Origin of the sequence: Pseudoalteromonas sp. S1608 (genome assembly GCF_005887265.1) — a bacterium.
GTDB lineage: Bacteria > Pseudomonadota > Gammaproteobacteria > Enterobacterales > Alteromonadaceae > Pseudoalteromonas > Pseudoalteromonas undina.
The window spans coordinates 30,813-48,856 of sequence record NZ_PNDK01000013.1 but is presented as its reverse complement, the minus strand read 5'-3'; the positions used below and the strand labels follow the sequence as shown (position 1 = coordinate 48,856).

16 protein-coding genes and 1 pseudogene are annotated in these 18,044 nt (G+C 40.6%); 10 read left to right on the top strand and 7 right to left on the bottom strand.

Annotated features, from left to right (window positions below):
- Positions 1-202: 202 nt before the first annotated feature.
- Entirely contained in the window at positions 203-955 is a 753-nt protein-coding gene (locus tag CWB75_RS05915) for a 3-oxoacyl-ACP reductase family protein (RefSeq protein ID WP_138570126.1), read from the bottom strand.
- 124 nt (positions 956-1,079) lie between these two features.
- Here CWB75_RS05915 and CWB75_RS05910 point away from each other — a divergent pair, with 124 nt between their 5' ends.
- The gene (locus tag CWB75_RS05910) at positions 1,080-2,003 is read left to right on the top strand and encodes a LysR family transcriptional regulator (protein ID WP_138570153.1); all 924 of its coding nucleotides are present in this window, start codon (positions 1,080-1,082) and stop codon (positions 2,001-2,003) included.
- Positions 2,004-2,126: 123 nt separating this feature from the next.
- Here CWB75_RS05910 and CWB75_RS05905 read toward each other — a convergent pair.
- The 4 genes and pseudogenes from CWB75_RS05905 to CWB75_RS05890 form a co-directional block, all read right to left on the bottom strand.
- Positions 2,127-2,298 (bottom strand): annotated as a pseudogene (locus CWB75_RS05905) (glycerol kinase); the annotation flags it as partial.
- A gap of 39 nt (positions 2,299-2,337) precedes the next feature.
- The gene (gene glpD, locus CWB75_RS05900) at positions 2,338-3,840 is read right to left on the bottom strand and encodes a glycerol-3-phosphate dehydrogenase (RefSeq protein ID WP_138570125.1); all 1,503 of its coding nucleotides are present in this window, start codon (positions 3,838-3,840) and stop codon (positions 2,338-2,340) included.
- A gap of 6 nt (positions 3,841-3,846) precedes the next feature.
- Complete coding sequence (gene glpK, locus CWB75_RS05895) at positions 3,847-5,352, bottom strand: glycerol kinase GlpK (RefSeq protein WP_138570124.1); 1,506 nt, start codon at positions 5,350-5,352, stop codon at positions 3,847-3,849.
- A 165-nt stretch (positions 5,353-5,517) separates the two neighbouring features.
- The gene (locus CWB75_RS05890; RefSeq protein WP_054202764.1) at positions 5,518-5,760 is read right to left on the bottom strand and encodes an HP1242/YdcH family protein; all 243 of its coding nucleotides are present in this window, start codon (positions 5,758-5,760) and stop codon (positions 5,518-5,520) included.
- Positions 5,761-6,009: 249 nt separating this feature from the next.
- Here CWB75_RS05890 and CWB75_RS05885 point away from each other — a divergent pair, with 249 nt between their 5' ends.
- The 8 genes from CWB75_RS05885 to speD all read left to right on the top strand — a co-directional run bounded on the left by CWB75_RS05885 (position 6,010) and on the right by speD (position 13,844).
- On the top strand, positions 6,010-6,591 hold the full coding sequence (locus CWB75_RS05885) for an anthranilate synthase component II (protein WP_109875692.1): 582 nt from the start codon (positions 6,010-6,012) through the stop codon (positions 6,589-6,591).
- Between the two features lie 47 nt (positions 6,592-6,638).
- Positions 6,639-7,799 carry an HDOD domain-containing protein gene (locus tag CWB75_RS05880; RefSeq protein WP_138570123.1) on the top strand — a complete coding sequence of 387 codons (1,161 nt, stop codon included), beginning with the start codon at positions 6,639-6,641 and terminating at the stop codon, positions 7,797-7,799.
- Between the two features lie 370 nt (positions 7,800-8,169).
- Positions 8,170-9,375: an aspartate aminotransferase family protein gene (locus tag CWB75_RS05875; RefSeq protein ID WP_008108435.1), complete on the top strand. Its 1,206-nt coding sequence runs from the start codon at positions 8,170-8,172 to the stop codon at positions 9,373-9,375.
- Positions 9,376-9,459: 84 nt separating this feature from the next.
- Complete coding sequence (gene astA, locus CWB75_RS05870; protein WP_055012478.1) at positions 9,460-10,476, top strand: arginine N-succinyltransferase; 1,017 nt, start codon at positions 9,460-9,462, stop codon at positions 10,474-10,476.
- Positions 10,477-10,491: 15 nt separating this feature from the next.
- Entirely contained in the window at positions 10,492-11,961 is a 1,470-nt protein-coding gene (astD, locus tag CWB75_RS05865) for a succinylglutamate-semialdehyde dehydrogenase (protein WP_138570122.1), read from the top strand.
- A 128-nt stretch (positions 11,962-12,089) separates the two neighbouring features.
- On the top strand, positions 12,090-12,428 hold the full coding sequence (locus CWB75_RS05860) for a DUF3802 family protein (protein ID WP_010392083.1): 339 nt from the start codon (positions 12,090-12,092) through the stop codon (positions 12,426-12,428).
- Positions 12,429-12,530: 102 nt separating this feature from the next.
- The gene (locus CWB75_RS05855; RefSeq protein ID WP_010392086.1) at positions 12,531-12,944 is read left to right on the top strand and encodes an OsmC family protein; all 414 of its coding nucleotides are present in this window, start codon (positions 12,531-12,533) and stop codon (positions 12,942-12,944) included.
- An 87-nt stretch (positions 12,945-13,031) separates the two neighbouring features.
- A complete protein-coding gene (gene speD / locus CWB75_RS05850; protein ID WP_010392088.1) occupies positions 13,032-13,844 on the top strand; it encodes an adenosylmethionine decarboxylase in 813 nt (270 codons plus the stop codon).
- Positions 13,845-13,907: 63 nt separating this feature from the next.
- Here speD and CWB75_RS05845 read toward each other — a convergent pair whose 3' ends face one another.
- A complete protein-coding gene (locus CWB75_RS05845) occupies positions 13,908-15,245 on the bottom strand; it encodes a M24 family metallopeptidase (protein WP_138570121.1) in 1,338 nt (445 codons plus the stop codon).
- 129 nt (positions 15,246-15,374) lie between these two features.
- Positions 15,375-16,646, bottom strand: coding sequence for an aromatic amino acid transport family protein (locus tag CWB75_RS05840; RefSeq protein ID WP_138570120.1), 1,272 nt, complete (start codon positions 16,644-16,646; stop codon positions 15,375-15,377).
- 477 nt (positions 16,647-17,123) lie between these two features.
- Here CWB75_RS05840 and CWB75_RS05835 point away from each other — a divergent pair, with 477 nt between their 5' ends.
- Positions 17,124-17,921, top strand: a complete 798-nt coding sequence (locus CWB75_RS05835) for an alpha/beta fold hydrolase (protein WP_138570119.1) — start codon at positions 17,124-17,126, stop codon at positions 17,919-17,921.
- The last annotated feature ends 123 nt before the right edge of the window (positions 17,922-18,044 follow it).

Sequence of the window (18,044 nt, the reverse complement as noted above, 5' to 3'; positions counted from 1 at the left end):
TTGGTAGCCTCTTTTTTGTGGGCTCAGTATTTAATATTGGATTTTTATGTTGTGACAGCTAATTGCTATTTGCTATTTGTAGGTATTCTAAAAAGGTTGGCCTTGAAATAGGCCAACCATAGTACTTCTCTTTACTGACCATGTATCGATGATTGCTGAAGTTAGATTGATAAATCACGAGCTACTCGACCGCATATCTTGATTAAGCGGAAAATCCACCGTCGATCATCAAGTCAGCGCCAGTGATATAACCCGCTTCTGAGCTAGCAACGAATGCAACTAAGCTAGCAATCTCCTCAACTTGACCATAACGACCAAGTGCACCTATTGCTTTTACAGGCTCCGAAGTATCGCCATTGTCTGGGTTTAAGTCAGTATCCACTGGACCAGGAAGAATGTTATTAACTGTAATGCCTCTAGAGCCTAGATCGCGAGAGAGACCTTTAACCAATCCGGTTAGTGCAGACTTGCTCATTCCATATATAGAACCGCCAGCAAAAGGAATGCGCTGAGCGTTCGTACTACTGATATTGATTATTCTGCCGTTATTATTCATATGCTTCGCGGCTTCATGAATAGCCACAAATACACTTCGTACGTTGGTATTGATGGTCTTGTCCCAATCATCCATCGTCAAATTTTCAATACTGTCCCAGATCAGCGTACCTGAGTTGTTTACGACAATATCAATTTGACCAAGTTGTTCTATGGTTTCGCTGATTGCATTTCTGATATCTTCAGGCTTAGTGCTATCCGCCTTTATTGCGATGACTTTTTTGCTACCTTGTGAAGTTAAGTTCTCAGCAAGCGCTTTAGCTTTTTCGTGAGATGACACAAATGTAAAAGCAACAGACGCTCCCTCCAATGCCAATCTCTCAACAATGGCGGCACCAATACCGCGACTGCCACCTTGGATAAAAGCAACCTTCCCACTGAATCTATTGAAGTTATTCATTATGTTTACCTTAATTAAAACTAGTTGATGTGAATAATCTCGTTGATGTATGCAGAATAATCGATTCACATTGGTTTATTAAGTCTTTAAAATGATAAACACAAAGTCCTGTGGGGAATTAATGATGTTAAAAAGCCAATTTATAGAAGTTCGTCACTTTGTCACCGTTGCGCAATTGGGGAGTTTTACCCTTGCGGCTCAAGCGCTTGGAATGACCGGTTCAGCTTTAAGTAAAAGTGTTGCTCGACTAGAAAAACAGCTAGGCACCAAACTCCTTCATCGAACAACTCGACGTATCGCGTTAACCAATGATGGGGATTCCTATTTAGCCGACTGCCTTAAAGCGATGACCATTTTAGAGGAAGCAGAGAAGCGCTTAAGCAATCAACAGTTATTGCCATCAGGGCGTGTGCGTATTGATTTACCCGCAGTTCTCGGTAGAAGATCAATCCTACCCAAGTTGCTAGAATTAACGTCCAAGTTCGAGCAATTAGATCTATCTATTACCTTTAATGACCGTCCTACGGATTTAGTTAGTGATGGGATTGATCTTGCGATCCGCGTTGGTCACTTAGAAAACTCGGGCGATATTGTTGCACGTAAAATAGGGGAGCAAAAAAGGGTGATATGTGCCTCTCCCTCTTATTTAGCAACGCGAGAACCGATTACCAAAAAAGAAGATATTGCTCAACATGATTGCATCGTCGGTTGGCCAATAGGACAAAGGCATAGTTGGCTGCTGAAAAATGCTAAAGGGGCAACCGAATCTGTTGATATTTCAGCACGTCATGAGATAGCCGACTGTGAAGGTATTTTGCAATCGACTTTATCTGGTGCAGGTTTAGCTCAACTACCAGTATGGTTAGTGAAGCAATACCTTGATGATGGGCAATTATGCCCTGTATTAGAGAAATTCAATGGCGAAGGAGCACCCATCAGTATTGTTTGGCTAAAAACACCTTACATTCTGCCTAAAATAAGAGTCATCATAGATGAGATTATTACTTTAGCTAGCCGTCATCCAGATGTTTTTGAGGCTTCTTTGTAATTTTGATTAATCGAAGTACGACATTGCAGGTACTTTTAGTATTATTGTGTGCGCCCATAAGTATTCTTGTGTTTACTTGCTCACTCTTGTCGTCAGTGCTATTGAAAAGTCTAACTTGTTCAATGCAATACAATGTAGCCATTTTGCGTATAAATTGTTGCGCTCTTCACTGCTTATACTTGGTTCAAAGCGACGAACGCTTGGCAAGCTGCGCAGTTGATTCATACACCTCAGTTTGTAATCCTGCTAAGTAAGTCACCCCCAGTGAGGTGGTTTCGGTTAAAGTAAGGCGCTCACTCATCACAGCACCTTGTTGCAACGAGTTAATCGCAGTTTAGTTGTGGCAAGCAGGATGTTTAGTCAAATATTGCCCTAAGGCAATGATTTGTTTTTCAGTAAAGCGTAGTCCGAGCTTAGTTCTGCGCCACAATATATCTGCGCTGTTTTTTGCCCATTCATGGTTAACTAAGTAATCAACTTCTTGTGCATATAAGCCATGGCCAAAGTGATAACCTAAATCGCCGATTGCTTGGCTTTTACCCAATAATTGAAAACTAAGCGTGCCATAGCTGCGAGCCATACGTTTTAAGGTGTCGGTTGGCAGCCAAGGATAGCTGCTTTCTAACTGAGCGATAAGGTATGCTTGGTTACTAAAGTCGCCGCCTGGTAAAGGGGGGTTTTTCGTCCACGAGCCACTCATTTTTGGGTAAAAAGGCGCTAACTTATTGACGGCATTTTCTGCAAGCTTTCTATAAGTGGTAATTTTGCCACCAAACACACTTAATAATGGAGCATGATCAGCCTCATTATTTAATATCAGTTTGTAATCGCGGGTGACTGCTTGGGCATCTGTTGATTTGTCATCTAACAGCGGGCGCACGCCACTAAACGTGTGCACAATATCCGCTTCGCTTATTGGCTTTTTAAAGTAATGATTAGTAATACTGATCAGGTATTCGATTTCTTGCTCACTAATTTTTACATCAGTAATATCGCCGGTGTACTCTTCATCCGTGGTGCCAATCAGTGAGTAATCTTGCTCATAAGGAATCACAAATACAATGCGGTTATCTTCATTTTGTAAAATATAGGCAACTGGCTGGCTATGAATTCGAGGCACCACAATATGACTGCCTTTTACAAGACGAACAGTATGTGGTGTGGGCTGGGTAAATACATCTTCAAATAATGATGCTACCCAAGGGCCTGCAGCATTTACAACACTTTTAGCCTTAATGTTTAGGTGTTGTTTGCTGGCTTGCTGCTCTAAACTCACATCCCAATAGTCTGCGTTACGGATGGCTTTAATACAGCGCGTGCGTGTTGCAATGGTGGCACCAAAATTATGCGCTGCTTGTGCGTTTAAAATCACTAAACGTGCGTCATCAACCCAGCCGTCTGCGTATTCAAAGCCTTGGGTAATGCTGCTGTTAAGAACGCTATCGCTGTTAAACTCAATCGCCTTTGAAGCGGGTAAAGTATTACGCTTGGCTAGGTGGTCGTAAATAAATAACCCCACACGAATCATCCATGGCGATCGTAAATGTGTTTGATGCGGCAGTCGAAAAGACAGTGGCCACATAATATGCGGTGCTTTTTTTAACAGTATTTCACGCTCACGCAAGGCTTCTCTTACCAATCTAAATTGATAATTCTCTAAATAGCGAAGCCCGCCATGAATAAGTTTACTGCTATTAGAGGAGGTGGCAGAAGCTAAGTCGTTCTGCTCACATAAGAGTACTTTTAAGCCACGGCCACTGGCATCGGCAGCAATGCCAGCGCCGTTAATGCCGCCGCCAATAATGAGTAAGTCATATTCGTTATCGTGTACGCTCATAGATTCTTAGTCACTCTCGTCGTCAGTACTATTAGAAAGTCTAACTTGTGCAATGCAATGTAGCCACTTTGCATATAAATCGTTGCGCTCTTCACTGCTCATGGTTGGTTCAAAGCGGCGATCGCTTTTCCACATGTTGGCAAGCTGCGCAGTTGATTCATATACCCCAGTTTGCAGGCCTGCTAAGTAGGCAACCCCCAATGAAGTGGTTTCGGTCAAGGTTGGGCGTTCAACGCTTGCGCCTAAAATGTTAGCTAAAAATGCCATGGCCCAATTATTGTTTGCCATGCCGCCATCAACCCTTAAAATACTAGGGCGAAGTCCGTCACCCTCCATGGCTTTTTGTAAATCTTTGGTTTGATAACCCACCGACTGCAAGGCAGCTGCCACAATAGTACTAATGCCTGAATCTCGGGTTAGGCCTAAAATAGCGCCTCTTGCATTTGCATCCCAATAGGGCGCTCCTAAGCCAGTAAACGAGGGCACTAAAAACACCCCATGATCTAAGGGAACACCTTTGACAAGAGCTTCACTTTCTCCCGCGTTTTCTAATAACTTTAGGCCTTCTACTATCCATTGCATGGTGGCACCAGCCATAAAAATGCTGCCTTCAATTGCATAGGTTGGTTTGCCGTTGAGCCGATATGCAAGAGTGGTTAATAAACGATTATTTGATTTTAGTGCTTTATCGCCAGTGTTAAGCATTAAAAAGCAGCCCGTGCCGTAGGTGCTTTTTGCCATACCTTCTTCAAAACAGGCTTGACCAATTAAAGCCGCTTGCTGATCGCCTGCAATACCACAAATAGGAATTTCACTACCGAACAACTCGTCGCTTGTTATCCCAAAATCAGCCGCTGAGTCCATTACCTCAGGCAACATAGCCAGTGGGATATCAAATAAAGCCAGTAATTCTTCATCCCAGCATTGCTGATGAATATTAAACAGTAAAGTTCGTGAGGCATTAGTGGCATCGGTTTTGTGCACTTTACCGTCGGTTAATTGCCACAATAAGTAGGTATCTACCGTGCCAAATGCTAGTTCACCTGCTTGTGCTTGCTCTTTAGCGCCAGTGACGTTATCTAAAATCCAACGAACTTTGGTTGCAGAAAAATAAGGGTCGAGTACTAAACCGGTTTTATCATTCACCATTTTTGTATGCCCAGCATGGCGTAAACTATCGCAATATTCACTGGTGCGTCGGTCTTGCCATACAATCGCGTTATAAATAGGTTGCCCAGTTTTTTTATTCCACACTAAAGTGGTTTCTCGCTGATTAGCAATGCCGATGGCAATTATGTCGGCGGCAGTTACTTGTTGCTGCGCTAAGAGGTTTTTGACGCTGGTTAATACAGTTTGCCAAATATCTACAGGATCGTGTTCAACCCAACCATTTTTTACAAAATGCTGAGGGAAGGTTTGTTGAGCACTCCCTATCACCTGTGCATCTTTGCTATATAAAATAGCCCGAGAGCTTGTCGTTCCTTGATCAATCGAGAGTAAGTATTTAGCCATAAAAAATAACGTTGTTTAATTTAGATAAAGCTAGCTTGTCTTTAAGCTAAACGAATAGCAATGCTTTTGCACCATAATGGTTAAAATTATAGATTAGCAGAGGGTAGGAGAGGGAAATGATAATTAAATTTTGGCGTCTATTTAATAGACGCCAAGCAATAGTGATTAATTAGTACTCGTTAATTGTTGATGTAACCAATCTTTTAATACCATTCTGTCGTGCTTTAGCTGCTGCATAGCTTCGTCATCGATAGGTGAGTCTTGCAGTTCAAGTACCCGAATTTCTTTATCGATTTCATTGTATTGTTTTGCTTTAGTAGCAAAGTTTTCATCATTTGCATTGAGTTTTGCAATTGTTTGCGTGTAATCAGGAAAGTCTTTAGTTAATGAATGGTCTTCGCCTAACATAGGTTACTCCTTGTTTATACGTATTTAATGCGCTGTTGGATAATGCAGGTCACTTTACTGATAGACAGTTTGTAACTACTGAATTACTCATATAATAGAGCTTGGGCTGATTTAAAATAAATCAACCATTGCTGATTGTAAGCGAGCTATTTGTATTAGCTGAGCTGCAAAACACTGACACCTGCAAAGCCTTCAGTTAGAATATGCATGCAATAACCATCCGCCTAATTACTTTGAGTACTTTAATACATGCTTTTAATGATCGATAACTACGACTCGTTTACCTACAATTTGGTACAGTATTTTCAACGATTAGATCAAGAAGTGGTGGTAAAACGTAACGACCAAATAACGCTGAGCGAAATTAAACAGTTAAACCCCGATCATATTGTGATTTCTCCAGGCCCTAAAAGCCCAAGTGAAGCGGGAGTATCGTTATCTGTTGTAGAGCAATTTAAAGGAACTTATCCTATATTAGGTATTTGTTTGGGGCACCAAACTATTGCTCAGGTGCTAGGTGGTAAGGTGGTGCGCGCTAAACAGGTTATGCATGGAAAAACATCGCCAATTTATCATCAGCATCAAGGTATGTTTAAAGGTTTACCAAACCCGCTGACAGTGTGCCGCTACCATTCTTTAATTGTTGAAGCACACTCATTGCCTAAAGAACTAGAAGTAACAGCATGGACACAAAGCAAAACTGGGCTGCGTGATGAAATTATGGGATTGTTGCATAATGAGCTTGCACTTGAAGGCGTGCAGTTTCACCCTGAAGCAATTTTGACCGAGCAAGGCTTAGCCTTACTTGATAACTTTTTAACGCGCTTCTAGGCTTATACCTGTAAGCTATTTTCCTTTTTTGCCTTAAGATAGAGTTTATGAGCGATACATTGCAGCAACAGCGAATTGTTAACGTGCTACACCAACGAGCGCATGATTTGCTACTGGGTCATAGTTTTGCTAATCAGCAAATAGGCTTTATTCATACCTTAGACCTCAATGATGGTAAGCCCGTTAAAAAGCGTACCTTATTAGAAGTTGAAGTGGCCGCTCAGCAAAAGCGTCAACAAAAAAGTACTTCACATCAAAAGTTACAGGCAAAAACCAGTCAAAAATTACATACGGTTATTGAAACCGTGATGGCCAAACGTCTTGAAGACATAGATTTAGTCATCAAAGACACTGTTGGTATAGATGATAATGTGCCCGCGATACTTGATATTCTTGCAACACGCGCGGCATCGGTCGGTCGTTTAGAGCCGCTAATTAACGATTTAAACTGGCTTGGACGAGAGCTGGTTACCTTAGTTAATTTACCTTTTTATCGTAAGCAACGCAGTAAAGGCACCTCAGTCAAAGTAGATACCCCAGCATTGGCATTACGTTATTTAGGCTTAGACAACCTGCAACTGGTAGTGCCTACTTTTGCAGTGCGCCATTGGATGCCAAACAGCACCGCACCATTTCCACTATTAAAGCGCAGGTTAAAAGACAATACTATGTCATGTGCTATTGCGGCACAAACTCTAGCGCAGCTTAATGGGTTAAATCCCATGCATGCATTTACTTTAGGCATGTTATTAAATGTGGGGCAAATTGCCTTAGTGCGCTTATACTTAAAAGTGTTTGAGCAAGTATGGCAACGCAAAATACAGCGTGCTCGTGAAGAAGGTGACAAAAACCTACACACTGCGTTGTTGGAGTTAAAACCTGACCCGCTATTTTTAACGACATTGCTGAATGAAAAATCACTGCTTGTTAGCGCCAAGGTGATTGAAACCATGTCATTTAAATACTTACCCTTTAACACTGTTATGCAGCAGTTAGTGAATGGGACAGAAAAAGGTGATAGCTTATTGCCATTATCACAAGTAATTTTAAAAGCTCGCTGCTACTCTCAGTACTTAAATTTAAAAGAGCACCAGCTTATTGAAGACGATGAATTACAAAGCTGGTTTAGCTATTATAAGTTTACAAAAAAAGAGTTAGAGACCTTACAAACAGCTAATTTTACTAATTTGGCACTTCAAATCGATTAAATCTGTTAATTTTTTTGCGACTATTCATTCACTTTAATTCTACTTATTCATGTGCAGTTGGTTTATAAGCGCTATGCTTTTTTCGTTGTAGAGGCGCTGACTAAGGTAAATGCACATCATTATTAGCTCTCAAATAGTTATTCACTATCTATGAAATAATATCTTAAGCCCTTTATTTTAAAGGGGTACATGAAAGTTTTTGAAGAGACATAACCCTAAATTTCTGAAATAATGAGCGCCTGAAAATTGAACCACAACGTAGTTTCAGGCAAATACATAGCTATTATTTTTTGCCGACACATTTGGTTATTAACAATAATCACACCCCTATTCTACTGCTTTGTGATGCACACAATTAAGAGGAAATAAAATGACAGTCAATCGCGAATTATTTGATCACGTAATGGTTCCTAACTACGCACCTTCAAGCGTAATTCCAGTTCGAGGCGAAGGTTCTCGTGTATGGGATCAACAAGGACGAGAGTTTATCGACTTTGCTGGTGGTATTGCCGTTAACTGTCTTGGCCACTGCCATCCTGCATTAGTGGGTGCATTAAAAGAGCAGGGCGAAAAAATTTGGCATTTATCAAATGTAATGACCAATGAGCCAGCGCTTCGCTTAGCTAAAAAAATGGTTGATGCGACTTTTGCAGAAAAAGTTTACTTTGCAAACTCAGGCGCAGAAGCAAACGAAGCGGCACTTAAATTAGCGCGTCGTTTTGCGCTTGATAAATTTGGTGCAGAAAAGTCACAAATTATCGCCTTTAATAAAGGTTTCCATGGTCGTACCTTCTTCACGGTTACTGTAGGCGGTCAAGCGGCTTACTCTGACGGTTTTGGTCCTAAGCCAGGCGACATTGTTCATTGTGACTACAATGACCTTGCCGCATTTGAAGCGTTGATTAGCGATAACACCTGTGCGGTAATGATGGAGCCAATTCAAGGTGAAGGCGGTATTATCTCGCCAACTGACGAATTTGCTCAAGGCGTTCGTGATTTATGTACTAAGCACAATGCATTGCTAATTTTTGATGAAGTGCAATCAGGTGTTGGTCGTACGGGTGAGCTATACGCATACCAAGGCTTAAACGTAGTACCTGACATTTTAACTTCAGCAAAAGCACTTGGTGGCGGTTTTCCAATTGGCGCTATGCTAACAACCACTGAGATTGCACAGCATCTTAAAGTAGGTACTCATGGTTCTACTTACGGCGGTAACCCACTAGCCTGTGCAGTTGCAGAAGCCGCATTTGATACAGTGAACAATCCAGAAGTATTAGCGGGCGTTAAAGCAAAAGCGGCGTTATTTACCGAGCTACTTAATGCGATTAACGAAAAGTACCATGTATTTAGTGAAATTCGTGGCCAAGGTTTATTAATCGGTGCCGTAGTTAATGAGCAGTACAAAGGGCGCGCTAAAGAGTTTTTAGTTGCAGGTACTGAGCATGGCTTAATGTCACTTGTAGCGGGTGCTGATGTGGTTCGTTTCACTCCATCTTTAGTAATACCAGAAGCTGATATTCGCGAAGGTATGGCACGCTTTGAAAAAGCAGTAGCCCACGTTGTAAATGCGTAATCGCTAATTCAACTTCTCTAAGGGCAAACATTGTTTGCCCTGCAGTTCCTATTTACCGTTATATATAAGGGAGTAAGCGGATTCATGATGATCCTTCGCCCAATCCAAAAAAGTGATTATGCAGCTTTAGTAACCATTGCCGACGAGTCGGGACATGGCTTTACTTCTTTACCTAATAATGAAGAGTTATTACAAAAGAAGATTGCACATTCAGTTAACTCATTTACAAAAACCACGTCACAACCTGGTGATGAAGGGTACTTATTTGTTCTTGAAGATACTGAAACTGGTGAAGTAGTTGGTACTTCAGGTATTGAAGCGGCAGTTGGCTTAGATGACGCATTTTATCACTATCATTTGAGTAAAGTGATTCACTCTTCGCGCACGCTAGATGTATATAAAGCGGTAGATATTCTCACCCTTTGTAATGACTACACTGGGGCTACAGAGCTGTGTACGCTGTTTTTAAAAGACGGTTATCGAAAAAATTGTAACGGTAAGCTGCTTTCAAAAGCACGCTTTATGTTTATAAAACAGCACCAGCAACGCTTTGCACAAACCGTTATCGCAGAAATGCGTGGCGTATCTGACGAAAACGGCAGTAGCCCGTTTTGGCAGTGGCTTGAAGAGCACTTTTTCTCAATGGATTTTCCAACCGCAGATTATCTGACGGGAATTGGGCAAAAAGTGTTTATTGCTGAGTTAATGCCTAAATACCCAATTTACGTCAACTTATTGAGTAAAGAAGCGCAAGCGGTTATTGGTCAAGTACACGATAATACGCGCCCAGCTATTCAGTTATTAAAAAGTGAAGGCTTTACTTTTAATGGTTACGTCGACATTTTTGATGCAGGCCCAACCGTTGAAGCAAAAGTAGATAACATTGCTACTGTACGTAATGCACAAAACTTTAGTGTTGAAATTGGCGAAATGACAGGTGATACCATGGTATTGCTAGCCAATGATAAGCTTGAAGACTTTAGAGCAACCGTTGTTCCTATGGCATTTGATTCACGTTCAAACAGCCTTGTGCTTACGCAAGAACTTGCTGATGCATTACATTTAAAATCGGGCGACTTTGTTACTGCTACCCCAGTTTAATTTAGGAGAAAGTATATGACTCATCCTGCACAATTTATTAATGGTCAATGGTCGCAAGGCCAAGGCACAGAATTTAACTCAGTTAATCCTGCAAATAACGACGTTATTTGGCAGGCATCAGCTGCAAGCGCAGAGCAAGTAGATAGCGCTGTAGCATCAGCACGTGAAGCATTTTACAGCTGGGCTGATAAAAGCTTTAGCGAGCGTTTAGAGATTGTAAAAACCTTTGCTGCAACATTAAAAGAGCACAGCGAAGAGCTAGCGGTTGCTATTGCACAAGAAACAGGTAAACCACTTTGGGAAACACGTACTGAAGCGGGCGCCATGGTAGGTAAAATTGCCATTGCTGAAAAAGCATTTTTAGACCGTACTGGTGATGTTGAAAACGCTATGCCGCAAGGCCGTGCGATGATCCGTCATAAGCCACATGGTGTTGTTGCTGTATTTGGCCCTTACAACTTCCCTGGGCATTTACCAAATGGCCACATTGTACCTGCACTTTTAGCCGGTAATACTGTGGTATTTAAGCCATCTGAACTTACACCTATGGTGGCTGAGCTAACCCTTAAACTATGGGAAAAAGCCGGTTTACCTGCTGGGGTAATTAACCTAGTTCAAGGTGAAGTAGAAACAGGTAAAGCATTGGCGTCACACAAAGGCATTGATGGTTTATTCTTTACTGGGTCTTCACGTACGGGTCATATTTTACATGAACAGTTCGCAGGCCAACCAGGTAAAATTTTAGCGCTTGAAATGGGTGGTAATAATCCGCTAATCGTTAAAGATGCAGAAGATACTCTTGCTGTAGTGCACGATATTGTGCAATCTGCGTTTATCTCAAGCGGCCAACGTTGTACCTGTGCGCGTAAATTGTTTTTACCAACAGGCGCTAAAGGCGATGAAATTTTAGCGCGCTTAATTACAGCGACTAAAGCAATTAAAGTTGGTAACTACGACGACGCTGACCAACCATTTATGGGTTCAATGATCTCAGCGGCCGCTGCCGCTGGTATGGTTAAAGCACAAGATGAGTTAAAAGCCATGGGTGGAGAAGTATTAGTTGAGCTTGAGCATACAGCTAACACCGGTTTTGTTACACCGGGTATTATTGAGTGCACAAATATTAAAGACTTCCCAGATGAAGAGCACTTTGGTCCACTTTTAAAAGTATTCCGCTTTGACGATTTTGACCAAGCGATTGATAAAGCAAACGACACTAGCTTTGGTTTATCAGCAGGTTTATTAAGTGATAACCAAGCTGATTACGATCATTTCTTACGTCGTATTCGTGCGGGTATTGTTAATTGGAACCGTCCAATTACAGGCGCCTCAAGTGCTGCACCGTTTGGTGGTATTGGTGCCTCAGGTAATCACAGAGCAAGCGCTTATTACGCTGCCGATTACTGTGCATACCCTGTTGCTTCTGTGGAACTTGAAAAAGTAACCATGCCAGCAACATTAAGCCCAGGCTTAAAAATAGATTAAGTTAATAATACTTAATTAGTATAAAAGCAGCTTCGGCTGCTTTTTTTGTATTGCAATCCCACAAAGCTAGCAATTATTAGTGCTTTCTGCTTAAATTAAGCAATCAGTATTTTTGAGGTAAATAAACGATGGTTTTAAACAGGCAAGGGTACGATGACTTAATAATGTACCTAACTCAGAACTTAGCGTTGTTTGAAAAACCAGGCGAAATAAAGCCAGGTGCGCCAACCGTTATTGAGTTAATTGAAGATGTAATTGCCGAAAATGTCATACGCATTTGTCAACAACACCCAGACCTTTCTACAGAGCAGCGCAGTCAAATTGTGCGCGAGGTTGATGGCATTGTTTACGATTTACAAGAAGTGCTGAGTAGTGTGACCTCTCACACTGTTACAGTAGAACAGCATGCTTTTATTGATGAATTTGCTGGGCTAGTTAAAAACTTATTTGATAACGCTATTAATTAATAGTTCCTCCTTTAAAAACCACGCTTTATTCGCTATTTAATTTTAAATGCGCGTGAGAGCCTGCGTGTAATGAATACAAAATTAAACTAATGAGATAAAACAATGCAAGCAAATGTAAAATGGGTTGAAGGTAATACCTATATAGGCCGCTCTAATAGTAATCATAATGTGGTATTTGATGCGGGTAGTGACGGAGCAGCACCAAGCCCAATGGAAATGGTGCTTATGTCTGTCGGTGGCTGTTCATCGGTTGATGTGGTAAGTATTTTAAAAAAAACCAAGCAAGACTTCTCATCCGTTGATGTGCAATTAACTGCTGAACGAGCAGAAACAGCCCCGCGCGTGTTCACTAAAATTAATTTACACTTTGTTGTAACTGGTAAGAATGTGTCTGAAAAACACCTAGAGCGAGCGGTTTCGCTTTCTGCCGAAAAGTATTGCTCAGTTGCATTAATGCTTGATAAAACAGTAGAAATTACCCACAGCCATGAAGTTGTTGAAGATCAGGAAAAATAACGCTTTTTCCGTGAGTGAAATTCGTATAAAATCCGCGAACTTTTCATTCTGCAGGTGCAGATTTCACTAATTTATAGGTTGGTTTATATGAACAAACCCTTCGATAAACTTAAACTTCATGGCTTTAATAATTTAACTAAAAGCCTAAGCTTTAGTATTTACGATATTTGCTATGCAAAAACAGAGCAGCAACGTAAAGAATATATAGAATATATCGATGAGCAGTATAGTGCAGATAGACTAACCGACATTTTAGGTGATGTGGTTGATATTATTGGTGCCAATATTTTAAATGTTGCACGTCAAGATTATGAGCCACAAGGTGCCAGTGTAACTATTTTAGTTTCAGAAGAGCCTGTAGAAGAGCAGCAAAACTATGATGCTGACGAAGCACCAGGGCCATTACCTGACTCAGTGGTTGCACACCTTGATAAAAGCCACATTTGTGTTCACACATATCCTGAAGCACACCCAGATGATGGTATTTGTACTTTCCGTGCGGATATTGAAGTATCAACCTGTGGCATTATTTCGCCGCTTAAAGCGTTAAACTTCTTAATCCATAGTCTTGAGTCTGATGTGGTAACGATTGATTACCGCGTACGTGGTTTTACCCGTGATGTAAACGGCGTTAAACATTACATTGACCATGCAATTAATTCGATTCAAAACTTCATGACAGAAGATACCAAAGAAGCGTACCAAATGATGGACGTGAACGTGTATCAAGAAAACTTGTTCCATACCAAAATGATGTTAAAAGAAACCGATTTAAACACCTATTTATTTGGTTTATCTACTGATGACTTGTCAGATGACGAAGAAGAAGAGATTCGCTCAAAACTAACACGTGAAATGCAAGAAATATTCTATGGCCGTAACCTGCCAGATACAGAATAATAGCAATTAGATTAAATAAAAATGGCGCTCATTGAGCGCCATTTTTGTATGTGTTGTTTAATGCTACTTAACAAGTAATAACCGGGTTTGTCGGCCATTGAGGTACCACACACCGGTTTTATCAAACATAGCATCTTCTTCAAGCATTATTCTTATTTCTTTATTCCACGGTTTTATAAACACCGCATTGTTAAGCTCAATAGAATATGCCGTGTTTAAATGCAACGGGTAATCGCCATCACCCGGCACACCTTGCTGAGCATCCCACATACCTAGTGTTGTACCAGCTGCATGACCATGATAGCCGAGCGGGTGAGTATAAATAGTGGGCTTTAACCCCTGTGCAATGGCTTTTTCGCGGGCGGCTTTTAATACCTGATTACCTGTTTTCCCAGCTGTAAATTCAGCCGTAAAAATGTCTTGTAGCTTATTGCCCTTTTTTAACGCATCAACAAGGTAATCGGGGGCTTTTGTTTCGTCTGGTTTTAAAACATAAGCGTGTTGTTGAGTGTCGGTATTTAAACGCAAATAATTAATACCAAAATCGACATGTAATAAGTCGCCTGCTTGAATAACATTATCGGCATAGCCGTTGGTAAAGCTGTCTTCGTGGTCGAACGATTTACTGTCGGCGCGTTGTATTGCAATACTAGGGTGAAACCACGTTTGTAGCTTAAGCTCCCTTACGCGCTCTCTAAACCACCACACTAAATCGTCGCTGGTTGTCTCTCCAACGGTAATAGTATTACCGGAGAATCCATCAGCAATAATAGAATGGGCAATAGCAACAATGTGTTTGTACATTTCTACTTCTTCTGGAATGCGTTGCTCTAACCACGCAACAGCCAGCGGCTCGGCTGAGGTTATTTTATTTTTATATGTCGCAGGTAAGTTGGCCATTAAAGTGGTGTAATCGCCAAGCACTAGCCCATCGGCATGTGCCCAATCTGTAGATGTGTTGAGAGCAATATTTCGCGGTTGGTATTGCTCTATAAGCGTATTGAGCGCTTGCCACTGATTAGGCTGTGCTTGCTTATCCCAGGCCTTTTTAAAAACACTCCCTATTTTGTAAGGCGCAATTGCAAAGGCGTCAACACCGCCTTGTTTGTTAACTGCAAATAATAAAATAGTGGTGCGCCTTGCCGAGAGCCATGTAGCAGGCAGCATGGTTTTTAATATCGGGTCTTCATTATATTCGCGGCTTATCATTAGCCACATATCTATACTGTGTTGCTGCATTAATGTGGGTAATAAAGTCTTAATACGTTTTTCGGTAATGCTATCGATAAACGCAGCCCTTTCTTTCATTGATAGAATAGTAGGGGGCTCAGCGGCTTTAATTACAGGGCTAAATAGTATGAGTATAAAAGTGAGTAAAAAAACGTATTTATTATTTTGCATGGCTGGCTTATTTTTTAGACGAATATATAAGCTAACATTGCACAAACAATAAGATAAACAAATCATTTGCGATAAACCGTAGACACAAAAAAGCCCAGCAAAATACTGGGCTTTTGTAATAAATACTGCTTAGCCAAGCATGCTGTACAGTAACGCAAATACAGCTAATGAGCCAACAGCCAGTACAAATAAGGTGCTTAAACGGTTACGGTATTTTTGTAAGCTAGGCACTTTGTAAACTGCAATCATTGGCATAATGAATAAAATCATCGCAATGATTGGGCCTGATAACTGATCCATCATATCTAGTATGCTTGGGTTTTTAACCGCGCAGAACCAAATAGCGAAAAACATCAGTACCGCACCCACTTTGTCAGCGACTTTAGGGCTCATGTTTGAGTGTTTAGTCACTAACCCAGTAAAGCTTTCGCGTGCTCCTAAAAAGTGACCTAAAAACGATGACATAATCGCAATAAAGGCAACCAAAGGCCCCAGCGTTGCAATAAATGAGTTTTCTGTAATATTAGCTAAATAAGATAAAACAGAGACGTTTGCCGCTTTTGCTTCAGCCATTTGGTCACCGGTAAGCGATAACACGCATGAGAACACAAATAACAAAACAAAGGTGATCAGTAATAAACTAGTACGCTTTAAAATCGCCTCTGACTTAGACGTTGCTAGGTCACCATAGTGACTGCGTTGCTTATTAACAAAGCTTGAAATAGCCGCTGCATGGCTAAACGAAAATACAATAATAGGAATCGATAACCAAAGTGTTTTACTAAAGCTACCTAGCTCAGGCAAGGCTGTATCGGGCATTTGCCAGCTTGGGATTAAATACAAAGACAAAAAGAATAAAATACCCACTAACGGATAAACTAAAATAGCAAAGGCGCGCAGCATTAAGCGTTCACCGCCCATCATTAAGCCAATCATTAGTGCAACTAGAATACCCGATAAAGCAACGCGTGACGGCGACTCCATCCCTAACTGATTGACCATAAAGCTGTCTACGGTATTGGTTAAACCCACACCGTAAATAAGCAAAATAGGAAAAATTGATAAAAAGTATAATAAGGAGATTAGTCGACCCGCGTTTACGCCAAAGTGTTCTTCTACTACATCGGTAAAATCAGCCTCTTTATTTTTTGATGATAATACAAAACGCGCCAAACCACGGTGCGCTAAAAAGGTCATTGGAAAGGCTAAACACGCCATAATAATCAGTGGCCAAAAACCACCAATACCAATATTAATCGGTAAAAATAAAATACCAGCACCTACTGCGGTGCCAAAAAGGCTAAGTGTCCACTGCGTATCGTGCAGGTTCCATTTTGACTTAGACGTGTGTGCGTCTTGTGCTGGTGCATTTGAAAGCGTTGCACCTTGAGATGTTGTCATGTGTGTATATCCATTATTTATCATAATAATTGCGCCGAAGAATATAGTTTTTAACCACACATTTCATGTGTTTTTATGTCTTGGATATAAATTTGTTGTAGCGTATTAGTTACTGACTGTCACGAATATGAAACAGTGTTTAAAAGCTGCGCAATTAGTGCAGGATTATGCTGCTAAATGCGTGAATAATCAGCAAAGATGCTATTGAAGGAGGGACATACAATCTGAAAAGTTATTTTCAAGTCAATGTGTACTTGGTATAGATTAACTCAGTGAATGATTGATAAGTGTGCTTATGAGAATTGAGAATACTTGCTCACTTTCTTGGCCAGTTAATTGATAACTAACAACTCAAAACGGGTTTTATCCTGTAATATTGCAGCCATTAATCGGAACTTCATAAGAGATTTTTTCTAAACTCCGTTATACTTTCTACAATTTAATCAGCCAACTGAAGTAAATAGGCCGCTAACTGCAATGAGCAAAGACATTCTTTTCCATACTATTTTTGTGCATGAAACCAGTAAAACATGGGTAGTATTTGTTCATGGCGCAGGGGGGAGTTCGGCAATCTGGTTTCGTCAGCTTAAAGCTTATAAAAAAGAATATAATGTGTTGTTGCTTGATCTTCGCGGTCACGGTAAATCGAATAATCTATTACAAAACTTTGTTGATAATAATTACTCATTTAATAATGTCTCTAAAGACATTATCGATGTGTTAGATCATAACAATATAACCAGCGCACATTTTGTTGGTATTTCATTGGGCACAATTCTTATTCGAAATATTGCAGAAATTGCCCCGCAATATGTTTCTAGCATGGTGCTAGGTGGAGCGGTTACTCGTTTTAACACTCGTAGTAATACCTTGGTTTATTTAGGCAATACCTTTAAACACTTGTTGCCTTACATGTGGCTGTATCGTTTATTTGCTTTTATTATGATGCCGAAAAAGCGTCATAAAGAGTCTCGACTTTTGTTTGTTCGTGAAGCAAAACGCTTGTGCCAAAAGGAGTTCATAAAATGGTTTAAATTAGCCATGGACGTAAACCCCTTAATGCAGTACTTCAAAGAAAAAGACATTGATATACCCATTCTTTACATTATGGGTAAAGAAGATCACATGTTCCTTGGCCCGGTTAAAGAAATGGTTAAGCGCCATAAAAATAGCGTACTGCAAACTATTCACCAATGCGGCCATGTTTGTAATGTGGAACGCCCAGATTTATTCAACCAGCACTCGCTTGCTTTTATCGCCCAACAAAATCGTTAGGGTTACCGCCTTTAAAAATCGTTCGATTAATGGCAAGTTTAAAAAACGTATAACAGCCATTATTAGTAAATAGGAATAGGTCATTCTTTTTGACTTTCGCCCTAAACTAAAACATATCCTAAA

What these genes read in the sequence shown, in the direction of transcription:
- CWB75_RS05915 (WP_138570126.1), bottom strand. Translation starts at nt 955, where the DNA reads ATGAATAACTTCAATAGATTCAGTGGGAAGGTTGCTTTTATCCAAGGT.
- CWB75_RS05910 (WP_138570153.1), top strand. Translation starts at nt 1,080, where the DNA reads ATGTTAAAAAGCCAATTTATAGAAGTTCGTCACTTTGTCACCGTTGCG.
- glpD (WP_138570125.1), bottom strand. Translation starts at nt 3,840, where the DNA reads ATGAGCGTACACGATAACGAATATGACTTACTCATTATTGGCGGCGGC.
- glpK (WP_138570124.1), bottom strand. Translation starts at nt 5,352, where the DNA reads ATGGCTAAATACTTACTCTCGATTGATCAAGGAACGACAAGCTCTCGG.
- CWB75_RS05890 (WP_054202764.1), bottom strand. Translation starts at nt 5,760, where the DNA reads ATGTTAGGCGAAGACCATTCATTAACTAAAGACTTTCCTGATTACACG.
- CWB75_RS05885 (WP_109875692.1), top strand. Translation starts at nt 6,010, where the DNA reads ATGCTTTTAATGATCGATAACTACGACTCGTTTACCTACAATTTGGTA.
- CWB75_RS05880 (WP_138570123.1), top strand. Translation starts at nt 6,639, where the DNA reads ATGAGCGATACATTGCAGCAACAGCGAATTGTTAACGTGCTACACCAA.
- CWB75_RS05875 (WP_008108435.1), top strand. Translation starts at nt 8,170, where the DNA reads ATGACAGTCAATCGCGAATTATTTGATCACGTAATGGTTCCTAACTAC.
- astA (WP_055012478.1), top strand. Translation starts at nt 9,460, where the DNA reads ATGATGATCCTTCGCCCAATCCAAAAAAGTGATTATGCAGCTTTAGTA.
- astD (WP_138570122.1), top strand. Translation starts at nt 10,492, where the DNA reads ATGACTCATCCTGCACAATTTATTAATGGTCAATGGTCGCAAGGCCAA.
- CWB75_RS05860 (WP_010392083.1), top strand. Translation starts at nt 12,090, where the DNA reads ATGGTTTTAAACAGGCAAGGGTACGATGACTTAATAATGTACCTAACT.
- CWB75_RS05855 (WP_010392086.1), top strand. Translation starts at nt 12,531, where the DNA reads ATGCAAGCAAATGTAAAATGGGTTGAAGGTAATACCTATATAGGCCGC.
- speD (WP_010392088.1), top strand. Translation starts at nt 13,032, where the DNA reads ATGAACAAACCCTTCGATAAACTTAAACTTCATGGCTTTAATAATTTA.
- CWB75_RS05845 (WP_138570121.1), bottom strand. Translation starts at nt 15,245, where the DNA reads ATGCAAAATAATAAATACGTTTTTTTACTCACTTTTATACTCATACTA.
- CWB75_RS05840 (WP_138570120.1), bottom strand. Translation starts at nt 16,646, where the DNA reads ATGACAACATCTCAAGGTGCAACGCTTTCAAATGCACCAGCACAAGAC.
- CWB75_RS05835 (WP_138570119.1), top strand. Translation starts at nt 17,124, where the DNA reads ATGAGCAAAGACATTCTTTTCCATACTATTTTTGTGCATGAAACCAGT.